The sequence below is a fragment of the Kitasatospora sp. SUK 42 genome, from assembly GCF_015776785.2.
Classification (GTDB): Bacteria; Actinomycetota; Actinomycetes; order Streptomycetales; family Streptomycetaceae; genus Kitasatospora.
Map to the genome: position 1 here is coordinate 1,353,691 of NZ_LFMD02000002.1, position 19,880 is coordinate 1,373,570.

The window sequence follows — 19,880 nt, forward strand, 5'->3', positions numbered from 1 at the left end:
CGCCCTTTCGCGTGTCAGGCTCTGCGCGTCGACGGTGTTCGACCGGATTTCGGGGGGTTCCCGACGTGGAGGACGTGGAGGACATGGAGGATCCAGTGCACAACGAGAAGGGCGACCTGAGGACACGGCTGTTGTCGCGGCGCCGCGAGCTCTCCGCCGAGGGGCGTGCGGCGGCCGCGGACGCGCTGGCCGGGCACGCCGGGGAGCTGGCCGGGCCGGGGGCCACGGTGGCCGCGTACGTCTCGGTGGGCGCGGAGCCGGGGACCGGGCCTCTGCTGGACTCGCTGCGGGCGCGCGGGGTGCGGGTGCTGCTGCCCGTCCTGCTGCCGGACAACGACCTGGACTGGGCCGAGTACGCGGGCCCCGGAGAGCTCGCCCCGGCCGGGCGCGGGCTGCTGGAGCCGGTCGGGCCGCGGCTCGGACCGGAGGCGGTGACGGCGGCCTCGCTGGTGCTGCTGCCGGGGCTCGCGGTGGACCGCGGCGGGCTGCGGCTGGGCCGGGGCGGCGGCAGCTACGACCGGGTGCTGGCCCGGCTGGGGCGGGCGGGGGTGCGGCCGGTGCTGGCGGTGCTGCTGTACGACCACGAGCTGCTGGAACGGGTGCCGGCCGAGCCGCACGACCGGCCGGTGGACCTGGCGGTCACGCCGTCGGGGGTGCACCGGCCGGGACACCGACCGGGGTGAGGCGCGTCCCGGAAACGGCGGCGGCCCCGCTCCCTGGTGGGAACGGGGCCGCCGACGTGCCGTACGGGCGTCAGCCGGTGGTGAGCACCAGCTTGTGCTTGGTGGCCTTCTCGACCGCGTCCGGTGTGTAGGCCCAGGTCAGCAGCTTGCCCTTGAGCCAGAGGTCGGTCTGGTCGTTGTAGTTGTCGTGGAAGGCGTGGCCGGAGGCGCCGCCGACGTTGATCCAGCGCGAGGAGTCGAGGTCGTTCAGGTCGACCACCATCCGCATCGACGGGATCCAGTCCACCTGGTAGCCGGCCGCCGCGTTCCAGCCGGCCGCGTCGACCGCCGCCGAGCCGCCGGAGAGGCGGTACGGGCCGCGGTTGAGCAGCTTGTGGACGACGCCGGAGGCGATCGAGGAGTTGTCGGTGCCCATGGTCTGCTCGCGCAGCTCCAGCTTGTGCAGGCGGCCCCAGCTCCAGGTGGAGATGTCCTTGCCGAGCAGCGAGGTCAGGTCCTGCCGGGCGTTCTTCATCGCCTCCTTGAGCAGGTTGTCCAGGCCCTTCTGCTCCTTGTGCTGGGAGTCGATGTACGTCCACCACGAGCTGTCGGGCTTGTCCAGCTGGGTGCGCACGACCTCGGTCCAGCGGTCGCCGCCGTCCGGCTGGGCCTTGCCCGGGTCGCGGGTGCCGCACTCGGTGACGATCTTGCTGGAGCTGTCCGGCTTGGTCGGGTCACTCTGCTGGCGCACCAGCAGGCAGCTGTCCTTGGCCCGGATGTCGGCCGGGAACTTCTGGCCGAAGGCGAGGCTCAGCAGGTTGCGCCAGACGCCGTTGTAGTAGGCGGCGGCGGCCGAGTCGGCGTCCTGGTGGAAGTTCCAGTCCTTCAGCAGGTCCTGGGCCTCGCGCACGTACGGGTCGTCGATCTGCTGCTTGAGCAGCAGCGGGACCAGCGTCTTGGCCATGATGCTGGTGTTGTCCAGCTGGAGGGTCTGCATGTCGTCCGGCGAGATCTTGCCGTTGTTCTTGAGCAGGCCCTCGATCTGGTCGGTGATCTCCTTGGCCCGGGTGCCGTACTCCCAGTCCTTGGTCAGGTTGTACTTGTAGCTCGGGTCCACCACGGCCTGGTTGGCGGTGACGATGTAGCCCGCGGACGGGTTGAAGCTGTACGGCAGGGCGCTGAAGGGGACCGGGTCCGACTTCCACTGGTACGAGGAGTCCCAGCCGGGGGCCGGCATGCTGCCGTCGCCCTTGCCGCGGATCGGGATGACGCCCGGGGCCTGGTAGCCGATGTTCTTGGAGTCGGCGTAGATCAGGTTCTGCGCGGGGACGGCGAAGTCCTTGGCGGCGGCGCGGAACTCGTCCCAGTTGCGGGCCTTGTCCAGCTCGAAGACCGCGTCCATGGTCTTGCCGGGGCTGAGCGCCGTCCACTGCAGGGCGACGCCGTAGCCGCTGGTGCCGCGGTCCGGGGCGGAGGTGCCGTTGGGGGCGTACTTGCCGACGTTCTGCTGCTCGGTGCTCTGGTCGGAGATGAGCGGGGCGCCGGTCTTGGTGGTGCGGACGGTGATGGTGCGGTCCTCGCCGCCGGCGACCTTGATGGTCTCCTTGCGGAGGTCGAACTTCTCGTCCTTGCCGTCCACCTGGTAGGTGTCCGGGCCGGTGACCTTCTCCAGGTAGAGGTCGGTGACGTCGGCGCCGAGGTTGGTGAAGCCCCAGGCGATGTCCTTGTTGTGGCCGATCACCACGCCGGGCATGCCGGCGAAGCTGAAGCCGGAGACGTCGAACTGGCAGGCCGACGAGACGGTCCGGCAGTGCAGGCCCATCTGGTACCAGACCGAGGGCAGGCCGGGGCCGAGGTGCGGGTCGTTGGCCAGCAGCGGCTTGCCGGTGGTGGTGTGCGAGCCGGCGACCACCCAGGAGTTGGAACCGATGCCCTGGCCGGGGCGGCCGAGCAGCTGCGGCATCGAGTCGATCCGGTCGGTGAGGCCCTGGAGCAGCGCCTTGGTGGTGGTCGCGCCCTGGGCGGTGCCGCCGGCGGGGGCGGCGCCCGACTGCGCGGAGCCGTCGGCGGGGCGGTAGGAGTCGCCGTTCACCGTGCCGGTCTTCACGATGGTGCCGTTGCGGGAGTACGGGTAGTCCGGGTACAGCTCGGCGATCTTGTCCGGGGTGAAGTCCTGGGACAGCAGCGCGCGGTCGATCTCCTCCTGGAGGTTCCCGGAGAGGTTCCAGGCCATCGCCTTGAGCCAGGCCACCGAGTCGACCGGGGACCACTGCTCGGGCTTGTAGCCGCTGTTGACGGCGCCGAGCAGGGAGTACTCCAGCGAGGCCTTCTCGCCGCCGGGGTGCTCGGCCAGCCAGGCGTTCACGCCGTCCGAGTAGGCCTGGAGGTACTTCTTGGTCTCGGGCGACAGCTTGGTGTCGAACTCCTTCTGCGCCACCTGCCGCCAGCCCATGGTGCGGATGAAGGCGTCGGTGTCGACCTGGCTGTCGCCGAACATCTCGGACAGCCGGCCGGCCGTGATGTGGCGTCGGACGTCCATCTCCCAGAAGCGGTCCTGGGCCTGGACGTAGCCCTGGGCCCGGAACAGGTCCTCGGCGGTGTCCGCGTACAGCTGCGGGATGCCGTTGGCGTCGCGCTTGACGTCGACCGGCGCGCTCAGGCCCGCCACCTTGACGCTGCCGTCGACCTCCGGGAAGGAGGCACGGACCGCGGTGACCCCGCGGTAGCCGCCGTAGCCGACGCCGGCCACCAGCAGCACGACCAGCATGATCACGATCAGACGGGCGCGCCGGAACTTCTTCGAGCGGGGCATCTGGGTCCTTGCGGTCCTGACTTCGGGGCGGGCGGGCGTGTCCGGGGCCTGAGGCCGGGACAGGGCACCACATTAGGCCGAGTCGACCCTCCGGCGTGCACGGGGGACGCTCCGGGCGGGATCGCGGGAGGTCAACACGGGGCCCGGGAAAGGGCGGTGGGCGGCTGCGGACGGCCGGGAACGGATGCAGGAGACAACGAAACTAAAGATATGGCAAAATGTTAGACTGAGTAACGATCCGCAAGGGGAGCATTGACGACTTCTTAACGCGCTCCGAGCCACCTGACCCGGCATCACCCGGCTCGGAACCACCGCGCTCGGAACCGCCGTGCTCGGAACCACTCGGCCGATCGGACTCACCAGCACCACCTGACACCCCGCCCGCCCCATGCCTGCCCGAGGTGCCACTGCGTGAACGTCTCCCACCTGAACCAGCTCCTCCTCGAAGCCTCCGTGATCCTGCTGTTCGCGGTGATCGCCGTCCGGATCTCGACCCGATCAGGGCTGCCCAGCCTGCTGATCTACCTCGGGATCGGCGTCGCGCTGGGCCAGGACGGGATCGGCATCACGTTCAACAACGCCGAGATGACCCAGGTGCTCGGCTACGCCGCACTCGTGGTGATCCTGGCCGAGGGCGGCCTCAAGACCAGCTGGCGCGAGGTCAAGCCGGTGATGCCGGCCGCCACCGTGCTGGCCACCGTCGGCGTCGCGGTCAGCGTGTTCGTCACCGCGGCCGGCGCGCACTGGCTCACCGGCCTGGACTGGCGGACCTCGCTGCTGCTCGGCGCGATCGTCTCCTCCACCGACGCCGCGGCCGTCTTCTCGGTGCTGCGCATGGTCCCGCTGCCGCACCGGCTCACCGGCCTGCTGGAGGCCGAGTCCGGCTTCAACGACGCGCCCGTGGTCATCCTGGTCGTCGCCTTCGCGAGCACCGGGGAGCAGGAGAGCTGGTACGTGCTGATCGGCACCATCCTGGCCGAGCTGGCGATCGGCGCCGCGGTCGGCCTCGCCGTCGGCAAGCTCGGCGCGTACGGGATCAAGCACGTCGCACTGCCCTCCTCGGGCCTGTACCCGATCGCCGTGATGGCGCTCACCGTGCTCGCGTACGCCGGTGGCGCGCTGCTGCACGGCTCCGGCTTCCTCGCCGTCTACATCAGCGCCGTGATCCTCGGGAACTCCAAGCTGCCGCACGGACCGGCCGTACGCGGCTTCGCCGACGGGCTGGCCTGGATCGGGCAGATCGGCATGTTCGTGCTGCTCGGCCTGCTCTGCAACCCCGCCTCCATGGGCGACGCGGTGGTGCCCGCGCTGGTGATCGGCACGGTGCTCGTCTTCCTGGCCCGGCCGCTGTCGGTGGTGTTCTCGCTGACCCCGTTCAAGGTGCCGGCCCGCGAGCAGGCGCTGCTGAGCTGGGCCGGACTGCGCGGGGCGGTGCCCATCGTGCTGGCCACCATCCCGGTGGTGACCGGTGCGCACAAGGCCGAGGACGTGTTCAACATCGTCTTCATCCTGGTCGTCGTCTTCACCCTGATCCAGGGCCCGACCCTGCCCTGGGTGGCCAAGCAGCTGCGGATCGGCGACGGCGCGATGGGGCAGGACCTCGACATCGAGTCCGCGCCGCTGGAGAAGCTGCACGGGCACCTGCTGTCGGTCGCGCTCTCGCCGACCTCGCGGATGTCCGGCGTGGAGATCAGCGAGCTGCGGCTGCCCAAGGGCGCGGCGGTCACCCTGGTCGTGCGCGAGGGCAACTCCTTCGTGCCGGACAAGGCGACGATGCTGCGCGGCGGGGACGAGCTGCTGGTGGTCACCACGGACGAGGTCGGCGAGGCTGCGGAGCGGCGGCTGCGGGCCGTGGACAAGGGCGGCAAGCTGGCGGGGTGGCTGAACGGGCGGTGAGCCCGGGGCCTTGCGTGCGGGGTGCGGCGCCCGGGGCGCTGCACCCCGGGCGTTGCGCGCGGGGCGTTGCACCCCGGGCGTTGCGCGCGGGGCGTTGCGCGCGGGGTCCGACGCCTCGGGTGTTGCGCCCGGGGTGTTGTGGGGCTGGGGTGACCTGGCGCCATCTACGCGCGTAACTGTATGCTGATCCGACCACGCCGTATAACCACCGCTAGATCACCCCAGCATCTGCCTGACGCAGAGTTGGCGCGACCGCTCGGCGGCCGCGGTCCGGCACCGGCCCAGCAGGCCGGCCCCGACCCGGTATCTACCCCGGTCGACGCGCGAGAGGACGACTCTCGGCGCCGTCGGGGCCACCCCATGCCCTGCCGCGCTACCAGGCAGCAGGAAGGACCGACCGTGACGGCCCGCCGAACGGTCGACAACGCCGCGGACACCGCGGACACCACCCTGGCCGTCCCCTCGGACGACGCCACCGCCGCCGCGCCCGCCGACGCGCCCGCCCGGGTCGGGTACGGCGAACTGCTGCGCACGCCCGGCGCCTGGAGGTTCCTGGCCCCCGCCCTCGTCGCGCGACTGCCGTACGCGATGCTCAGCATGGGCATCCTGCTGCTGGTCACCCAGACCCACGGTTCGTACGGCACCGCCGGCACGGTCACCGCGGTCGCCGCCGTCGCGCAGGCGCTGATCGGCCCGCAGACCGGGCGGCTCGCCGACCGGGTCGGCCAGGCCGCGGTGCTGGTGCCGACCGTACTGGTGCACGCGGTCTCGGTCGGCCTGCTGACCGCGCTGGCGCTCGGCCACGCTCCGGCCTGGAGCCTGTACCTGGCCGCCGTCCCGGCCGGGGCGAGCGTGCCGCAGGTCGGCGCGATGGTGCGGGCCCGCTGGGTGGCCAGGTTCACCGCGGACGGTGCCTCCCCCTCGACCGCGGCCCGGGTGAGCACCGCGTTCGCCTTCGAGTCCGTGACGGACGAGTTCACCTTCGTGATCGGCCCGATCCTGGCCGCCAACATCGCCGCCTTCGCCAATCCGGCGACCGCGCTGATCGCCGAGGCCTCGCTGACCCTGGTCGGCGGCCTCGCCTTCGCCTCCCAGCGGCGCACCGCCCCCGCCCGGATCGTCCCGCAGCCCGGCACCCGGCGCGCCTCGGCGCTCGCCTCGCCCGGCGTCCGGCTGCTGGCCGGGACCTTCCTCGGGGTCGGCGCGGTGTTCGGCGGCATGCAGGTCTCGGTGAACGCCTTCGCCGACTCGGTCGGGCAGCACGACGCGGGTGGCACCGTGTACGGGATCTTCGCGGGCGGCTCGATGCTGGCCGGCGTGCTGTACGGCGTGATCGCCTGGCGGCAGCCGGTCCGGAACCGGATGCTGATGAGCTACTCGCTGCTGGTCGTGGGCTGCTCGACGCTGTGGGCGATGCCCAACCTGGTCGCCCTCACCGTCGCCGGGCTGATCTGCGGCCTCGCCATCGCACCGACCCTGATCAGCGGCTACACCCTGGTCGAGACGCTGGTCGCGGACGGCGCCAAGACGGAGGCCTTCACCTGGCTGACCGGCGCCATCGGGCTGGGGCTGGCGGTCGGCTCGATGGCGGCCGGGAAGCTGATCGACGGGCACGGGCCCTCGGTCGGGTTCCTGGTGCCGGTGGCCGGCGCCGGGCTGGGGCTGCTCGCGCTGGCGTCGATGCGGCACCTGCTGGTGCCGCCGGGCGAGGGCCCGGCCGCCTTCCACGGCGGCGCGGGGCGGCTGGTCGGTGCGGCCGAGGGCTGAGCGGGGGCCGGTACCGGCTCATCTCACACCGGAGTCGCTGGACTGATCCAGCGGAATACCGCATCATTGACCATCGTTAGCACTCATCAGGCGAGAGTGCCAGGAGGAAGACAAGTGCCCACGTACCAGTACCAGTGCACCGAGTGCGGCAACGGCCTGGAGGCGGTGCAGAAGTTCACCGACGAGGCGCTGACCACGTGCCCCGACTGCCAGGGACGGCTCCGCAAGGTCTTCTCGGCCGTGGGCGTCGTGTTCAAGGGCTCGGGCTTCTACCGGACCGACAGCCGTTCGTCCTCCAGCAGCTCGGTGGGCGCGGGTTCGTCCTCCGCCTCGTCGACGTCCTCGACTTCGACGTCGTCCTCGGGCTCGTCCGGTTCGACCGGCTCGACCAGCTCGTCGACCTCGTCCAGCCCGGCTCCGGCCGCGAGCTGACCTCGGCGCCGCCACGGCGTCCGGGAGCTTTCCGAAGCTTCGCGAAAGGCCCGTCGGCCCCGCTTCACGCGGGGGCGGCGGGCCTTTCGTCGTGCCGGGGGCGCCATTCGTCAACGCGCCACAGCTGGTTCAGCCTCATGGGTGTACGAAGTTATCCACAGGGCGGGGTTTTCCACAGGCTGGGGATACGGGCTTTCCGGCGGCACCGACACGGCGGATCGTGTGGGTCACCAGAGACCGACCGGGACCAGCTGGGACCGGCCGGGACCCACCAGGACCGGAGGTGCCCCGATGACGACCATGAGCCTGCCCCTTCCGCTGCCCGCGCCCAGCGTCCCGCCCCGGCGGGAGCTGCCGAGTTTCCCGCCGATCCGGCGCGGATGCGGCGGGTGGCACCGCTGGCGCCGGGCCGCCCGGCGGCGGGCCGGGGTGCCCGCGCTGGTGCTGCTCGCGGTGGCGTCGGCGCTCGCGCTCGGGCCCGCGCGAGCCGGGCTGCCGCCGCCCTCGGGGGGCTCCGTGGGCCGTACGGGTTGTCAATCCGGGATTCCGGAAGATCACCCGTAACCCGGAAACGACTTCGTCGTTCGAGGCGGCATGAAAGGCTTCAAGGAATTCCTGCTGCGTGGAAATGTCGTCGAACTCGCCGTCGCCGTGGTCATCGGCGCGGCCTTCACCAACATCGTCAACGCCTTCGTCAAAGGCGTGATCAATCCGATCGTCGGCGTGTTCGGGACGAAGGACCTGGCGTCCTACAGTTCCTGCCTCAAGGGGCCCTGCGAGGTGAGCGCCACCGGTGAGGTCACGTCCGGGATCCTCATCCTGTGGGGGACGGTGCTCAGCGCCGCCCTCCAGTTCCTGATCACCGCGGCCGTCGTCTACTTCATCCTGATCGTGCCGATGAACAAGCTGGCGGCCAGGCGCAAGAGTGCCGCCGAGGAGGCGACGGAGGCCGAAGCCCAGGAGGTCCAACTGCTGACCGAGATCCGCGACGCGCTGGTCGCGGCGCGTTAGTCCCCGTGGTGCGGCGGGCGCTGGCTCAGGTACCAGTCCAGTCCCCGCCCACCGCTCTCCCCCGCCCCGGGGCGCTCACCCCAGCCGGCATCGGTGTCGTCGCGGGACTGCTGGTCCAGCGGGTCACGGAAGACCAGCCGGGCCTTGGCCGCGGCCGCCTGCCGCCGGTCCTGCGGCTTCTCCTGCTCCTGGCCCTGCCCCTGTTCCTGCTCGCTCACCCTGTCCACTCCCCTACTCATCCGCTGCCCGTACTCATCCGCTGCTCGCGGGCCGTCCTGTCCTTCCAGCCTAAGAGCCCCCCCGGCACGCCGCGGGCCCTGGTGCGGAGCGCTCCGCATCAGGGCCCAGGTGGCGACCTCGGTTGACCGGCGGCCCGGTGGACCGGCCGGTGCGTCAGGCGGCTTCGAAGCCCGCGTGGTCGGCGATCTTCTTCAGCTCGGCCAGGGCGTGCTTCTCGATCTGGCGGATCCGCTCACGGGTGAGGCCGTGCTGCTTGCCCACCTCGGTGAGGGTGCGCTCGCGGCCGTCCTCCATCCCGTAGCGGGAGCGGATGATCGAGGCCGTGCGGTCGTCCAGCCGCCCGATCAGGCCGTCCAGCTCCTCGCGGCGGAGCATCACCATCACGGCGTCCTCGGGGGACGTCGCGCCGGTGTCCTCCACCAGGTCACCGAACTGGGTCTCGCCCTCGTCGTCGACCGACATGTTGAGGCTGACCGGGTCACGCGCCCAGTCCAGCACGTCCTTGATCCGGGCCTCGGTGGTGTCCAGCTCGGCCGCGATCTCGGCCGGCTCGGCCTCGCGGCCCAGCTCCTTGGACTTCTCCCGCTGCACCCGCCGGATCCGGCCCAGCTCCTCGACCAGGTGCACGGGCAGCCGGATGGTGCGGGACTGGTCCGCTATCGACCGGGTGATCGCCTGGCGGATCCACCAGGTGGCATAGGTGGAGAACTTGAAACCCTTGGCGTAATCGAACTTCTCGACGGCGCGCACCAGGCCCGCGTTGCCCTCCTGGATGAGGTCCAGCAGCGGGAGGCCGCTGCGCGGGTAGCGGCGGGCGACCGCGACCACCAGGCGGAGGTTGGAGCGGATGAAGACGTCCTTGGCGCGCTCGGCGTCCGCGGCTATCGCCTCAAGCTCCTCGCGGGTGACGCCGTCGGGGAGTCCGCCCTCGTCCAGCAGGTGCTGGGCGTACACGCCGGCCTCGATCCGCAGCGAGAGCTCGACCTCCTCAGCGGCATCGAGCAGGGGTGTCCTGGCGATCTCGTCGAGGTACATACCGACCAGGTCGCGGTCGGCCTCAAGGTTGGTCGGGCGGGCCGCGCGAGTCCGGTCGGCCCTGTCGCGAACGACGGCACGGGTGGCCATGCTTGCTCCCTTTGACTGGTGTTGCCGAGGTCTGCCTGCCTGCCCGGAAAGGGCAAGAATGCGGGCCCCGAAGGGCTCACACGTAACGATCCAACGAACAGAATCCGGACAACATTCCCAAGTCACTCAGGTTCTTCCCGGCGATGCAGTATCCTGCCGAATTTCACCCCGACTTTGGACAATCGGTGACCGTTCGGACACTCCGCGCGCTCGTTCGCGGCCGCCTCCGGCGTTTCCTTCACCGCGCACACACCGAACCACCGCCCATCCGTTGAACCGGCGAACGATTGCGTACGTTCCCGTGCGCCCCCGTTTTCCGCCCGCGCCCACACCCCGGCGCACGCAGGTCCTCCGCACAAAAGATGCCGAATCGCTATCACTCCAGCTCCGGATCGGCGCGGGGCGCTGGGAAGGTGTCAGGCATGCACCTGACCAACAGCTCGACCTCCGTCACTGTGCGTCACCGCCGCCTCCTCCGGGACGCGGCACTCGCACTGGGCTGTGCCGCGCTGTTCTGTCTCCTGGCGGTGCTGGTGACGGGCCACTGGCACCCCCTGCACGAGTTCGACCAGGACTGGGTCAACGAACTCCACGGCTACGCACGGGAACACCGGATCTGGACCGCCGCGGTGCAGACCCTCTCCGACATCGGCGGTCCGGTCACCATGCGTGCCCTGCTGGTCATCGCGGCCGCCTGGCTCTGCCTGATCGGCGCCCGGGTGCTGGCCTGCTGGGTGGCGGCCTGCACCCTGATCGGCTGGAGCGCCCAGTCGGTGCTCAAGCCGGCCTTCGACCGGCCGCGGCCGACCTTCACCGACCCGGTCTCGTACGCCGGCGACCCCTCCTTCCCCTCGGGACACGCCATGGCCTCGGCGATCACCTGCGCCGTCCTGGTCGGCCTGCTCTGGTACCGGGTCCGCCGCCGCGGCCGGATCGCCGCCTGCGCGGTCGCCGCCGCTACGGTCCTCACCATCGGCTGGACCAGGGTCGCCCTCGGCGTCCACTGGCCCAGCGACGTCCTGGCCGGCTGGCTGGCCGCCGGCATCGTGCTGGGCGTCGTGACCACCGCGATAGAGCTCTGGCGCCCCGGTGCACTGGCCCGCGACGTACGCCGGGTCAACTGGCGCACCAGACCCCGGGTCCAACGGGTCACAGCGCTCTCCCTCCGGCCCTCCCACCTCGACGACGACCCCGCGGACCCCGCCCACCGCCCCGACGAGCCCGTCCGCTGAGCCGCCCCCGACGAGCCGGATGACCACAATCACCGACCTCACCGAGAGCCCCCACCCGGCGGCGCACAAGGCGGCCACGTCCACCGGTCGGGCCGACCCGCACCCGACTCCCCGCACCCGACTCGCCCCACCCCGACCCGGGCCCCCGGCCAGACGGCTCCCACGACCGCCACCCCTGCCGCCCCACCACCCCGACGAGCCGGATGACCACAACCACCGACCTCACCGAGAGCCCCCACCCGGCGACGCACAGGACGACCACGGCCACCGGTCGGGCCGACCCCCACCCGGCTCGCCCCACCCCGACCCGGGCCCCCGGCCAGGCGGTTCCCACGGCCGACCCCACCGCCCCGGCGGGGCTAGGCGGTGCGCATGGCGGTGATGACGGTCAGGCGGCTGACTCGGCGGGCGGGGAGGATGGCGGCGGCGAGGCCGGTGAGGACGGTGAGGGTGAGGGCGGCGAGGATCAGGGGCAGGGGCGGGGTGCCGGTGGTGCCGATGGTGGAGGTGATCGAACGGGCGGCGGCCCAGCCGTAGGTGATGCCCAGTCCGGTGCCGACGAGGGCGGCGGCGAGTGAGAGCAGCAGGGCCTCCAGGGTGAGCATCCGGCGCAGTTGCTGCCGGGACATCCCGATGGCGCGCAGCATGCCGATCTCGCGGGCGCGTTCGGTGACGCTGAGCATCAGGGTGGCGGCGACGCCGAGGCCGGCGATGGCCACCGAGAAGGAGAGCAGGGCCATGCTGACGACCGTCATCCGGTCCAGCAGCGTGCGCAGCGTCTCGCCCTGTGCGGCCGTGTCGGTGACGGCGATCTGCGGGTGGTCCGCGAGTGCCCGGTCGAGCGCGCGGCGGGCGTCCGTCCGGTCCCGGCCCGCCGTCGGGCTGATCCAGGCCGTGGTGACGGCCGCGCCGGGGGCAAGCCGGTCCAGGGTGGCGGGGGTCACCAGCAGCGACGCCCCGGTCTGCAGGGTGAACGGCAGGCTGCTGCGGCCCGGTTGGATCCGGAGCTCGGTGCCGTCGCCCAGGCGCACCGCGCTGCCGCCGAGTCCGCTGAGCGCGGTGCCGTCGCCGAGTGCCCGGGCCCGGTCGGCGTCGTCCGCCGAGGAGTTGAGCAGGGCGGGGTCGACGGCGGCGACCAGGGTGGGCCTGCCGTCCAGTTCGACGGTGGCCGAGCGGACCGGCGCCACCGTCAGCTCGCGCTCCGCCCCGAGCGCGGTGAGCGCCGCCGCGGGCAGCGGGCCGCCACCGGTCGCGGTGGCCGAGAAGGCCCCGGGCTGGCGCGCGGAGACCGCCGGCACCAGGGAGGCGGAGGTGATCTCCAGCGCGGTGACCGCCCCGACCATCACCGTGACGCCGAGCAGCAGCGCCGCGCCGGTGGCCCCGGTGCGGGTCGGGTTGAGCCGCAGCTGCTGGGTCGCGAGCCGCCCGGCCGTCCCGGCCAGCCGCCGGGCGGGTCGGCCCAGCAGGGCGACGACGGCGGGCAGCAGCCGGTCGGAGAGCCGCAGCACCCCGAAGAAGCTGCTGATCGCCCCGACCGTCACCGCGAGCAGCGACAGCGGCGGCGGGGCGACCGCCCCGGTCACCAGCAGCGCCGCGCCCGCCGTCAGCAGCGCCGACGTCCAGACGACCGCCCGGACCCGGGCCCCCGTGCCGACCGCGCCGGTCTCCCCGCCGAGCGCGGCCACCGGCGGCACCGCCGAGGCGGCCCTGGCCGGTCCGCGGACGGCCCACAGGGTGAGCAGCACCCCGAACAGCCCGGCCAGGGCGCAGGTCCACGCCGACGGCGCCAGCGACAGGTGGACCGGCCCGAGGTCGAGGCCGCCGACCACGGCCGTCCCCGCCGCGCAGAGGCCGATCCCCAGCAGGACGCCGACCGCCGAGGCGCCCACACCGAGCAGCAGCCCCTGACGGCGGATCAGCCGGCGCACCTGCCGCCGGTCGGCGCCCACGCAGCGCAGCAGGGCGAGTTGGCGGGTCCGCTGGGCCAGCACCACGGTGAAGGTGTTGCCCACCACCATCCGCGCGACGGCGAGCGCGATCAGTACGAAGGAGAGCGCGGCGATCAGCACCACGCCGTAGAGGGTCCCGCTCTGCCGCTTCGCCTCGGTGACGGAGGCCTCCCGGGTGTGCACCGTGGCGCCGTCACCGAGGGCGGCGCGCAGGGCTCCGACGGTTCCGGCCGACGAGGCCCCGGGCCGCAGCCGGACGTCGAGCCGCTCGGTGGTGACGGCCGTCGCGTACCGCGCCACCGCACCGGCCGGGACGCCGATCACCGGGTGGCCGGCGAAGCCGGGCGCGCCCCGGCCGTCCAGGGTGCCCGCCAGGCGGACGGCAGCGGCGGAGCCGTCGGCGCGGGTGAGCCGCACCTGGGCACCGGGGGCGGCGCCGATCCGTTGCGCGGTGTCGTCGTCGAGCAGCACCTCGTCGGGGCCGGCCGGCCAGTGGCCGTCCTTCAGCAGCTGCCAGCGCAGCGCCCCGTCCTCGGCGATCGCGCTGACGACCGCGCCGCGGTCCAGCGGCCGTCCGTCGGCGGCCAGCACCGAGCCCCGGCCGGTCAGCCGCGGGGACACCTCCGCCACCCCGGCCGTGCGGCGCGCCCGCTCCACCGCGTCCTGGTCGAGTCCGCCCTCGGCCGCGGGCCTGGTCACCTGGACGTCGGCGGGCCCGACCTCGGCGGCGGCGGTCTGGCCGTAGGAGTCCACCAGGGCGCCGCTGCCGCCGACCGAGGCGATCAGGAAGGCCACCCCGAGCGCGATCGCGGCCCCGCTGAGGATCAGCTGCCGCAGCTGCCCGCGCAGCTCGGCCACGGTGTATCGGTAGGTCGTCATCGGTCCCCGGCTCGTCCGCCCTGGCCGGGCACGATGCTCCGGCAGGGGTTTCGTCGAGCGTAGGGCCGGGCCGCCCGCCGGACCGTCGGCACGAGGTCCCGTCCATGATCACTCCGCGGGCCTACGACCGCCCCGGCCGTCTCCTCCTCCAGGGGTACCCGGCCCCTGACCCGGCCCGCCCGGGGCCGGGGCCGGGAACGCCGCAGGCCCCCCACCCGGGTGGGTGGAGGGCCTGCGACCTGCGCTTTCGCTGTGCCCCAGACAGGAATCGAACCTGCGACACCGGCTTTAGGAGAGCCGTGCTCTATCCCCTGAGCTACTGAGGCGGGGCCGGTCCGTGACCAGGCCGTTCACAGCGTACCGGATCGGGGGTCGGCTGGGGGTGGTGGACGGGAGTGCAGGTGCCGACGAAGCGTCAGAAGAGGTCGAGTAGCCTGCCGAGGAATGTTCGAACCCGCCCCTCCAGGGCTGGGCCAAGGAGACGAAGGACTCGATGAGACCAGCTGTGCGCCCGGCCGTCCGATTGCTGGGGCAGGTGTGGTTCTGGCCCGCGCTGGTGATGCTGGGGGTGGGCGGTTACCGGCTGGGGACGCCGGAGCCGTGGCGGGACGAGATCGCGACGTGGGCGGTGTCCACCCGCTCGCTGGACGAGCTGGTGCGGCTGCTGGGGCACATAGACGCCAGCAACGGCGCGTACTACCTGCTGATGCACGGCTGGACCTCGCTGTTCGGCGACTCGGTGGTCTCACTGCGAATACCCTCCGTGCTGGCGATGGCGGGGGCGGCCGCGTTCGTGGCGCTGACGGCCGAGCGGCTGTTCGGCGGTCGGGTGGCGGCCGTCGGCGCGGGGCTGCTCTTCACGGTGGCGCCGCAGATCTCCCACTACGCGCAGGAGGCGCGCGCCTACGCGTTGGCGACCTGCGCGGTCGCGGCCGCGACGTACTTCCTGCTGCGGGCGCTGGAGCGGCCGGGCCTGCGGCGGTGGGCGCCGTACTGCGTCTCGATGGCGCTGGCGGGCGTCTGGCACCTGGTCTCGTTCACCACGGTGGCAGGGCAGCTCGCGCTGGTGCTGCTGCACCTGTGGCGGACCCGGGCGGCGGTGGACCGGCGGCTGCTGTGGCACTACCCGGTGGCGGTCGCGGTGGCGGCGCTGCCGGTGCTGCCGGTGGTGCTGCTCGGCACCCGGCAGTCGGGCCGGCAGCTCGGCTGGATAGCGACGCCCTCCGTCAAGGGTCTGCTCAAGTTCGGCGACCACCTGTTCGGTTCGGCGCAGGTGTCCCAGGCGTTCCTGCTGCTGGCGCTGGCCGCGCTGGTGCTGTCGGGCCGGAGGGCCCAGGCCTGGCAGGCACTGCTGCTCGCGGAGCTGCCGGTGGTGGCGGTCTGGCTGGTATCGCGGGGCGAGACCTCGTACTTCATAGACCGGTACCTGCTCTTCACGGTGCCCGCCTGGGCCGTGCTGGCCGGGGGCGGGGTCGGGGCCGGGTACCGCGCCGTGGCTGCCCTGGCCGGACGGTCGTGGGCACCGCGAAGAATCGTTTCTCCTCGCGCGGCCCTGGCCGCGGCCGGGGTGGTGGCGGTGGGACTGCTCGCCCTCCCGGCCGTGGCGGCGCTGCCGAAGCAGCCGGCCGTACGGTACGTGGGCTCGCACACCGCGTCGGAGGAGCCGTTCCGGGAGGTGGCGGAGGCGATCGCCGCCGGGTACCGCCCCGGGGACGGGCTGGCGGCCCCGATGGGCGACCAGAGCTGGGCGATGGTCTGGCCGGGAGTCAGCTACCACCTGCCGCCGGCGGTCCACCCGTTCCCGGTGTTCGTCGCCCGGAGCGCCGAGGAAGCGGACGAGCTGACGCCGGAGCCCTGCCCACAGCCGGCCTCCTGCCTGGGGGACGGATCGCGGATCTGGCTGATCGTCCTGGGGGACACCGAGGACCCGCTGGCGGCCGTCCCGCAGGACCAGGCGCAGGTGCTGCTGGACCACTACGGCACGCCGGACCAGGTGACGCCGCTCGGCGGGCTCACCCTCGCGCTGCTCGACCGCGACACCTGAGCGGAGGGCTGAGGCCGTCAGCGACACGGGGAACGCCGAAGGGGAGCCGGATCGATCCGGCTCCCCTTCGGCGTTCAGGCGTTCAGGCGTTCAGGCGTTCAGGCGTTCAGGCGCTCAGCGGATCAGAACATCCGCAGCAGTCGGGACTGGATGGACGCCGGGTGCAGGTCCGACTGGAGCGCCACCGGGACCTCCGTCCTGCCGTCCCCCGCGCCGACCCGCAGCACGCCGACCTCCTTGCCCGCCTTCTCGTCGTGGCCGAGCTTGGCCGGGTCCAGGGTGACGGTGCCGGTGATGCCGGGGAAGCCGGCCACCACGAGGTCCTCGGTCGCGACGACCGCGACCTTGCCGCCGAGCCCGTCGTCCACGGTGCCGACGACGTCGCCCTTCTTCACCACGGTCTGTCCGGCCAGCCCGTTCTGCGCGGCCTGGATCTGCTTGCCGCTCACCTTCAGCACGGTCGGCAGGATCCCGTCGCCCGGGTTGGGCGAGGTGGCCTGCTGTCCCAGGGTCACGCCGAGGATCATCCGCTTCACCCCGCCGATCTCCTTGTACGCGGCCCACATCAGGCAGCCGCCAGCGGGAGTGCTGGAGCCGGTCTTGACGCCGATGACGCCGGTCTTCGGGTTGATCAGGTTGTTGGTGTTGGGGATCTTCCCGCCGTTGAAGTTGGTCTCCGGGGTGGAGACGATCTGCCGGAAGATCTCGTCCTGCATGACCTGCTCGGCCAGCTTCAGCTGGTCCTTGGCGGTGGACTTGGTGTCCGCGCTGAAGCCCGCCGGGTCGGCGTAGACGGTGTTGGTCATGCCGAGCCCGGCCGCGGTGTCGTTCATGAGCTTGACGAACGCCTCCTCCGAGCCGGAGTGGTAGCGGGCGAGCAGCCGGGCCACGTTGTTGGCGGACGGCAGCATCAGCAGTTCCAGCGCCTGGTACTCGGTGAGCACCTGACCCTCGGTGAGCGTCACCCGGGACTCGTCGGCGTTGCCGGACTCCTGCGCGGCCTGCTTGTCGACGGTGATCTTCGGGCCGCTCTCCCCCTTCTTCAGCGGGTACTTCTGGAGGAACAGGTAGGCGTTCATCACCTTGGTGACGCTGGCGATCGGGGCCGGGGTCTCCTGGCCGGAGCTGCCGAGGCTGCCGACGCCGACCACCTCTGCGGCGGACTGGCCCTTGGCCGGCCAGGCGAGGTCGAGCGGGTCGCCGGAGAAGCTGTAGCTACCTGCGGCCGACATCCTCATCTTCGGGTCCGGCAGCGGGCGCAGCAGCTGGGCCACCGCCACCGCGCCGAGCACCACGGCCAGGAAGACCGTCCAGATGGTGATCCGCTTGAGCGCGCGGCGCAGTGGCGAGACCGGCCGGGCGTTGAGGGCCGCCAGGACCTCCATCGCCTCGGCCGTGGTCTCGGGCGAGGGCAGCGGCTCCGGGGCGGGCAGCGGCTCGGGCCGGGGCAGCGGCGGGACGGGCGGCACCGGCCTGGGGTCGGGCTCGGGCAGCGGGGCGGGCGCCGGGGCGGGGCCGGGCGCCGGCTTCGGCGCCGGCCTGGGCAGCGGCTCGGGGCCCGGGGTCGGCTCGGGTTCGGGGACGGGCTTGGGCGCCGGGTGCGGCTCTGGCACCGGCTCGGGTACGGGCGCGGGCTCGGGCAGCGGGGCGGGCGCCGGAGGCTCGGGCACGGTACCGGCCGCCGGGGAGGTGGCGGGGGCGCGCAGCGGCTTGGGCTTCTCCAGCTTCTCGGCCGCACCGGTCGCGACCGGCTTGGCGAGCTGCGTGGTCCTGGTCGACTCGGCGGGCTCCGCCGCCTCGGGCTCGGCCTCCGTGGCCTCGGTCTCCGTAGCCTCAGTCTCCGCGGGCTCGGGCGTGTCGGCCCGCTCCGCCTTCGCGGGCTCCTCCTCCGACGCGGCGTCGGCGGACCCACTGTCAGCGGACTCGGCCGCCCCGGGCGCGTCGGTCCCGGCGTCGGCCTTCCCGGCCGCCTTCTCCGCCGCCTTCCCGGCCACCGCCGCCACGGCCGCACCCGTCCGCATGGCGAGACGCGGATCGGCTCCGGCCGGTCGTTCGACGGCCCCCTCCGGAGCGCCGGACGCCGAGGCGTCCTCCTTCTCCGCTCCCCCACCATCGGAACCGCCGTCGCCCGCAGGCTTCACCAGCTCCTCGGGCAGCCGCAGCGAGGTGGTCCGGTTGTCCACCGGCAGCCGCAGCATCGTCGTCCTGCTGTCCACATCCCGGACACGGAGCTGTACGGTCGAGCCGCCCTTGGCCCCCGCCGACGGCGTGTCGGCGGACTCCTCCGCGGCGGCCCCCTCGGCAGCCCCCTTGGCGGTCCCGGCAGCGGCCCCTTCAGCGGCCTCCTCAGCGGTCCCGGCAGCGGCCCCTTCAGCGGCCTCCTCAGCGGTCCCGGCAGCGGCCCCTTCAGCGGTCCCGGCAGCGCCCTCCGGGGCCGGCTCCGAGGAGGCCTCCGTGGGCGCCTCCGCGGATGCCTTGGCGGCGGCCCCGGCTGACGCCCCGGCAGCCGCCGGGGCGGACGGCCCGCCGTCGGCGGCCTTCACGGCGTCGGCCGCCGCACCGGTCCGTTCGCGCTCGCGGCCCTGCTCCCGCTCGCCGTCCCTCAGCACCCTGTCGGGGGACTCGCCCACGTATCCCAGCCTCCTCAACGCCCTGCGGGGCACCGGCGAACCCGATTTCGGGAAGCCGACACCCCGCCCCGTGTACCTGTACAGTCTCCGCCACCGACGGCCGATCCGGCCGCGCACACCCCGTCCGACCGGGGCTTATTGCCGCCACCCGGCCGCACTGCGGTCTGTTCAAGGGTCAGACGCCGGGCCCGCACGGGGCGGTTCCGCGCTTCCGTCGCAAGGTCACGATTCGGAGGCGTACTCGACAAGCCCGTGTGAGAGGCGTCACCCTGTCTCTCATCCACGCGGGGAGGCTTGGATGGGCAAGAGCCGCAGAACTGTTCCCGAGGAACTCTTGCTGCTCGCTTTGGACCCGACCACGGGTACCACGGCGCAGCCGCAGACCCTCGACCTCGGACTCGCCGGGGCGCAGCTCGTCGAGCTGTCCCTGGCCGGACGGATCGTACCGGAGGGTGACCGGATCGCCGTCGTGCTCGCACGACCGACCGGCGACCCGACACTCGACCATGCACTGGAACTGCTGCGCCGACGCGGCAGTCCGGTTCGCGCGGCGCACTGGATCGGCGGGCCCAGGCTGGGCCTGCGGCAGACGTACCTGGCGCACCTGGAGCGCTGCGGGATGGTCACCGCCGTGCCGGGCCAGATGTGCGGGGTGCTGCCGACGACCCGGTACCAGGCGTCCGACGACTGCACCAACGCCGCGATCAAACAACGGCTGGACACCGCGATCCGCACCGGTGTGCCGCCGGACCCGCGGACGGCCGCGCTCGCGGCCCTCGCCCACTCGGTGGGGCTGGGCAAGCACCTGTACCCGGGCAACGAGGGCCGGTCGGCGCGGTCGCGGCTGCGCGACCTGATCCGGTACGACCCGCTGGGCGGGATGGTCGCGCACGCCGTGATGGACGTGCAGAACGGCCTTCCGGCGCAGCAGAACCGTTCTTCCCAGGGCCAGGGCTCCGGGACCGGCACCGGCCGCTCCGGCACCCGCGCGACGGGCCGGGCCGCGGGCGGGCGGGTCTCCGCCCCCCGGGTCGGGGTCCGCTGAACCGGGCGGGCCCCCGAGCCGGGCAGGCCCGTGAGCCGGGCGGCGCGCCGCGCCGGGCGACGTGCCGAGCCGGACGAACCCGGCACGGCCGGGCCGCCGATCGCAGTGGCCCGCCCAGGGGCGCACGCCGCCCCACCCGCGCCACCCGAAGGCGCT

Annotated in this window: 13 protein-coding genes and 1 tRNA gene; 8 read left to right on the forward strand and 6 right to left on the reverse strand. The window is 73.1% G+C overall.

The window, feature by feature from the left end; genetic code table 11:
* The first annotated feature begins 83 nt into the window (after positions 1–83).
* Positions 84–683 carry a 5-formyltetrahydrofolate cyclo-ligase gene (locus tag RZ50_RS05720; RefSeq protein WP_196952277.1) on the forward strand — a complete coding sequence of 200 codons (600 nt, stop codon included), beginning with the start codon at positions 84–86 and terminating at the stop codon, positions 681–683.
* A 70-nt stretch (positions 684–753) separates the two neighbouring features.
* On the opposite strand, the gene RZ50_RS05725 is transcribed toward RZ50_RS05720, so the two are convergent.
* Positions 754–3,474: a penicillin acylase family protein gene (locus tag RZ50_RS05725; RefSeq protein WP_196952276.1), complete on the reverse strand. Its 2,721-nt coding sequence runs from the start codon at positions 3,472–3,474 to the stop codon at positions 754–756.
* A gap of 411 nt (positions 3,475–3,885) precedes the next feature.
* On the opposite strand from RZ50_RS05725, the gene RZ50_RS05730 reads away from it, so the two are divergent.
* The 4 genes from RZ50_RS05730 to mscL all read left to right on the forward strand — a co-directional run bounded on the left by RZ50_RS05730 (position 3,886) and on the right by mscL (position 8,580).
* Positions 3,886–5,370: a potassium/proton antiporter gene (locus RZ50_RS05730; RefSeq protein ID WP_196952275.1), complete on the forward strand. Its 1,485-nt coding sequence runs from the start codon at positions 3,886–3,888 to the stop codon at positions 5,368–5,370.
* Positions 5,371–5,820: 450 nt separating this feature from the next.
* Positions 5,821–7,137 carry an MFS transporter gene (locus tag RZ50_RS05735; protein WP_196952326.1) on the forward strand — a complete coding sequence of 439 codons (1,317 nt, stop codon included), beginning with the start codon at positions 5,821–5,823 and terminating at the stop codon, positions 7,135–7,137.
* Between the two features lie 114 nt (positions 7,138–7,251).
* Positions 7,252–7,569: an FmdB family zinc ribbon protein gene (locus RZ50_RS05740; protein WP_196952274.1), complete on the forward strand. Its 318-nt coding sequence runs from the start codon at positions 7,252–7,254 to the stop codon at positions 7,567–7,569.
* Between the two features lie 594 nt (positions 7,570–8,163).
* Positions 8,164–8,580: a large conductance mechanosensitive channel protein MscL gene (mscL, locus tag RZ50_RS05745; protein WP_196952273.1), complete on the forward strand. Its 417-nt coding sequence runs from the start codon at positions 8,164–8,166 to the stop codon at positions 8,578–8,580.
* On the opposite strand, the gene RZ50_RS05750 is transcribed toward mscL, so the two are convergent.
* Positions 8,577–8,798, reverse strand: coding sequence for a hypothetical protein (locus RZ50_RS05750; protein ID WP_196952330.1), 222 nt, complete (start codon positions 8,796–8,798; stop codon positions 8,577–8,579). The genes mscL and RZ50_RS05750 overlap by 4 nt on opposite strands.
* A gap of 175 nt (positions 8,799–8,973) precedes the next feature.
* On the reverse strand, positions 8,974–9,945 hold the full coding sequence (locus RZ50_RS05755; protein ID WP_196952272.1) for a sigma-70 family RNA polymerase sigma factor: 972 nt from the start codon (positions 9,943–9,945) through the stop codon (positions 8,974–8,976).
* Positions 9,946–10,367: 422 nt separating this feature from the next.
* Here RZ50_RS05755 and RZ50_RS05760 point away from each other — a divergent pair, with 422 nt between their 5' ends.
* The gene (locus RZ50_RS05760; RefSeq protein ID WP_196952271.1) at positions 10,368–11,177 is read left to right on the forward strand and encodes a phosphatase PAP2 family protein; all 810 of its coding nucleotides are present in this window, start codon (positions 10,368–10,370) and stop codon (positions 11,175–11,177) included.
* 359 nt (positions 11,178–11,536) lie between these two features.
* On the opposite strand, the gene RZ50_RS05765 is transcribed toward RZ50_RS05760, so the two are convergent.
* Together RZ50_RS05765 and RZ50_RS05770 are read right to left on the reverse strand one after the other, a co-directional pair.
* Positions 11,537–14,005, reverse strand: coding sequence for an FtsX-like permease family protein (locus RZ50_RS05765; protein WP_196952270.1), 2,469 nt, complete (start codon positions 14,003–14,005; stop codon positions 11,537–11,539).
* Between the two features lie 253 nt (positions 14,006–14,258).
* A tRNA-Arg gene (locus RZ50_RS05770) sits at positions 14,259–14,331 on the reverse strand.
* A 167-nt stretch (positions 14,332–14,498) separates the two neighbouring features.
* Between RZ50_RS05770 and RZ50_RS05775 the strand changes: the two genes are divergently transcribed.
* Positions 14,499–16,049 carry a glycosyltransferase family 39 protein gene (locus RZ50_RS05775; RefSeq protein WP_196952269.1) on the forward strand — a complete coding sequence of 517 codons (1,551 nt, stop codon included), beginning with the start codon at positions 14,499–14,501 and terminating at the stop codon, positions 16,047–16,049.
* Between the two features lie 122 nt (positions 16,050–16,171).
* On the opposite strand, the gene RZ50_RS30065 is transcribed toward RZ50_RS05775, so the two are convergent.
* Complete coding sequence (locus RZ50_RS30065) at positions 16,172–18,265, reverse strand: D-alanyl-D-alanine carboxypeptidase (protein ID WP_196952268.1); 2,094 nt, start codon at positions 18,263–18,265, stop codon at positions 16,172–16,174.
* Positions 18,266–18,977: 712 nt separating this feature from the next.
* Here RZ50_RS30065 and RZ50_RS05785 point away from each other — a divergent pair.
* Positions 18,978–19,724, forward strand: coding sequence for a GPP34 family phosphoprotein (locus tag RZ50_RS05785; protein WP_196952267.1), 747 nt, complete (start codon positions 18,978–18,980; stop codon positions 19,722–19,724).
* Positions 19,725–19,880 lie beyond the last annotated feature (156 nt).

What these genes read in the sequence shown, in the direction of transcription:
- RZ50_RS05725 (WP_196952276.1), bottom strand. Translation starts at nt 3,474, where the DNA reads ATGCCCCGCTCGAAGAAGTTCCGGCGCGCCCGTCTGATCGTGATCATG.
- RZ50_RS05760 (WP_196952271.1), top strand. Translation starts at nt 10,368, where the DNA reads ATGCACCTGACCAACAGCTCGACCTCCGTCACTGTGCGTCACCGCCGC.
- RZ50_RS05785 (WP_196952267.1), top strand. Translation starts at nt 18,978, where the DNA reads ATGGGCAAGAGCCGCAGAACTGTTCCCGAGGAACTCTTGCTGCTCGCT.
- RZ50_RS05755 (WP_196952272.1), bottom strand. Translation starts at nt 9,945, where the DNA reads ATGGCCACCCGTGCCGTCGTTCGCGACAGGGCCGACCGGACTCGCGCG.
- RZ50_RS05720 (WP_196952277.1), top strand. Translation starts at nt 84, where the DNA reads ATGGAGGATCCAGTGCACAACGAGAAGGGCGACCTGAGGACACGGCTG.
- mscL (WP_196952273.1), top strand. Translation starts at nt 8,164, where the DNA reads ATGAAAGGCTTCAAGGAATTCCTGCTGCGTGGAAATGTCGTCGAACTC.
- RZ50_RS05775 (WP_196952269.1), top strand. Translation starts at nt 14,499, where the DNA reads ATGAGACCAGCTGTGCGCCCGGCCGTCCGATTGCTGGGGCAGGTGTGG.
- RZ50_RS05765 (WP_196952270.1), bottom strand. Translation starts at nt 14,005, where the DNA reads ATGACGACCTACCGATACACCGTGGCCGAGCTGCGCGGGCAGCTGCGG.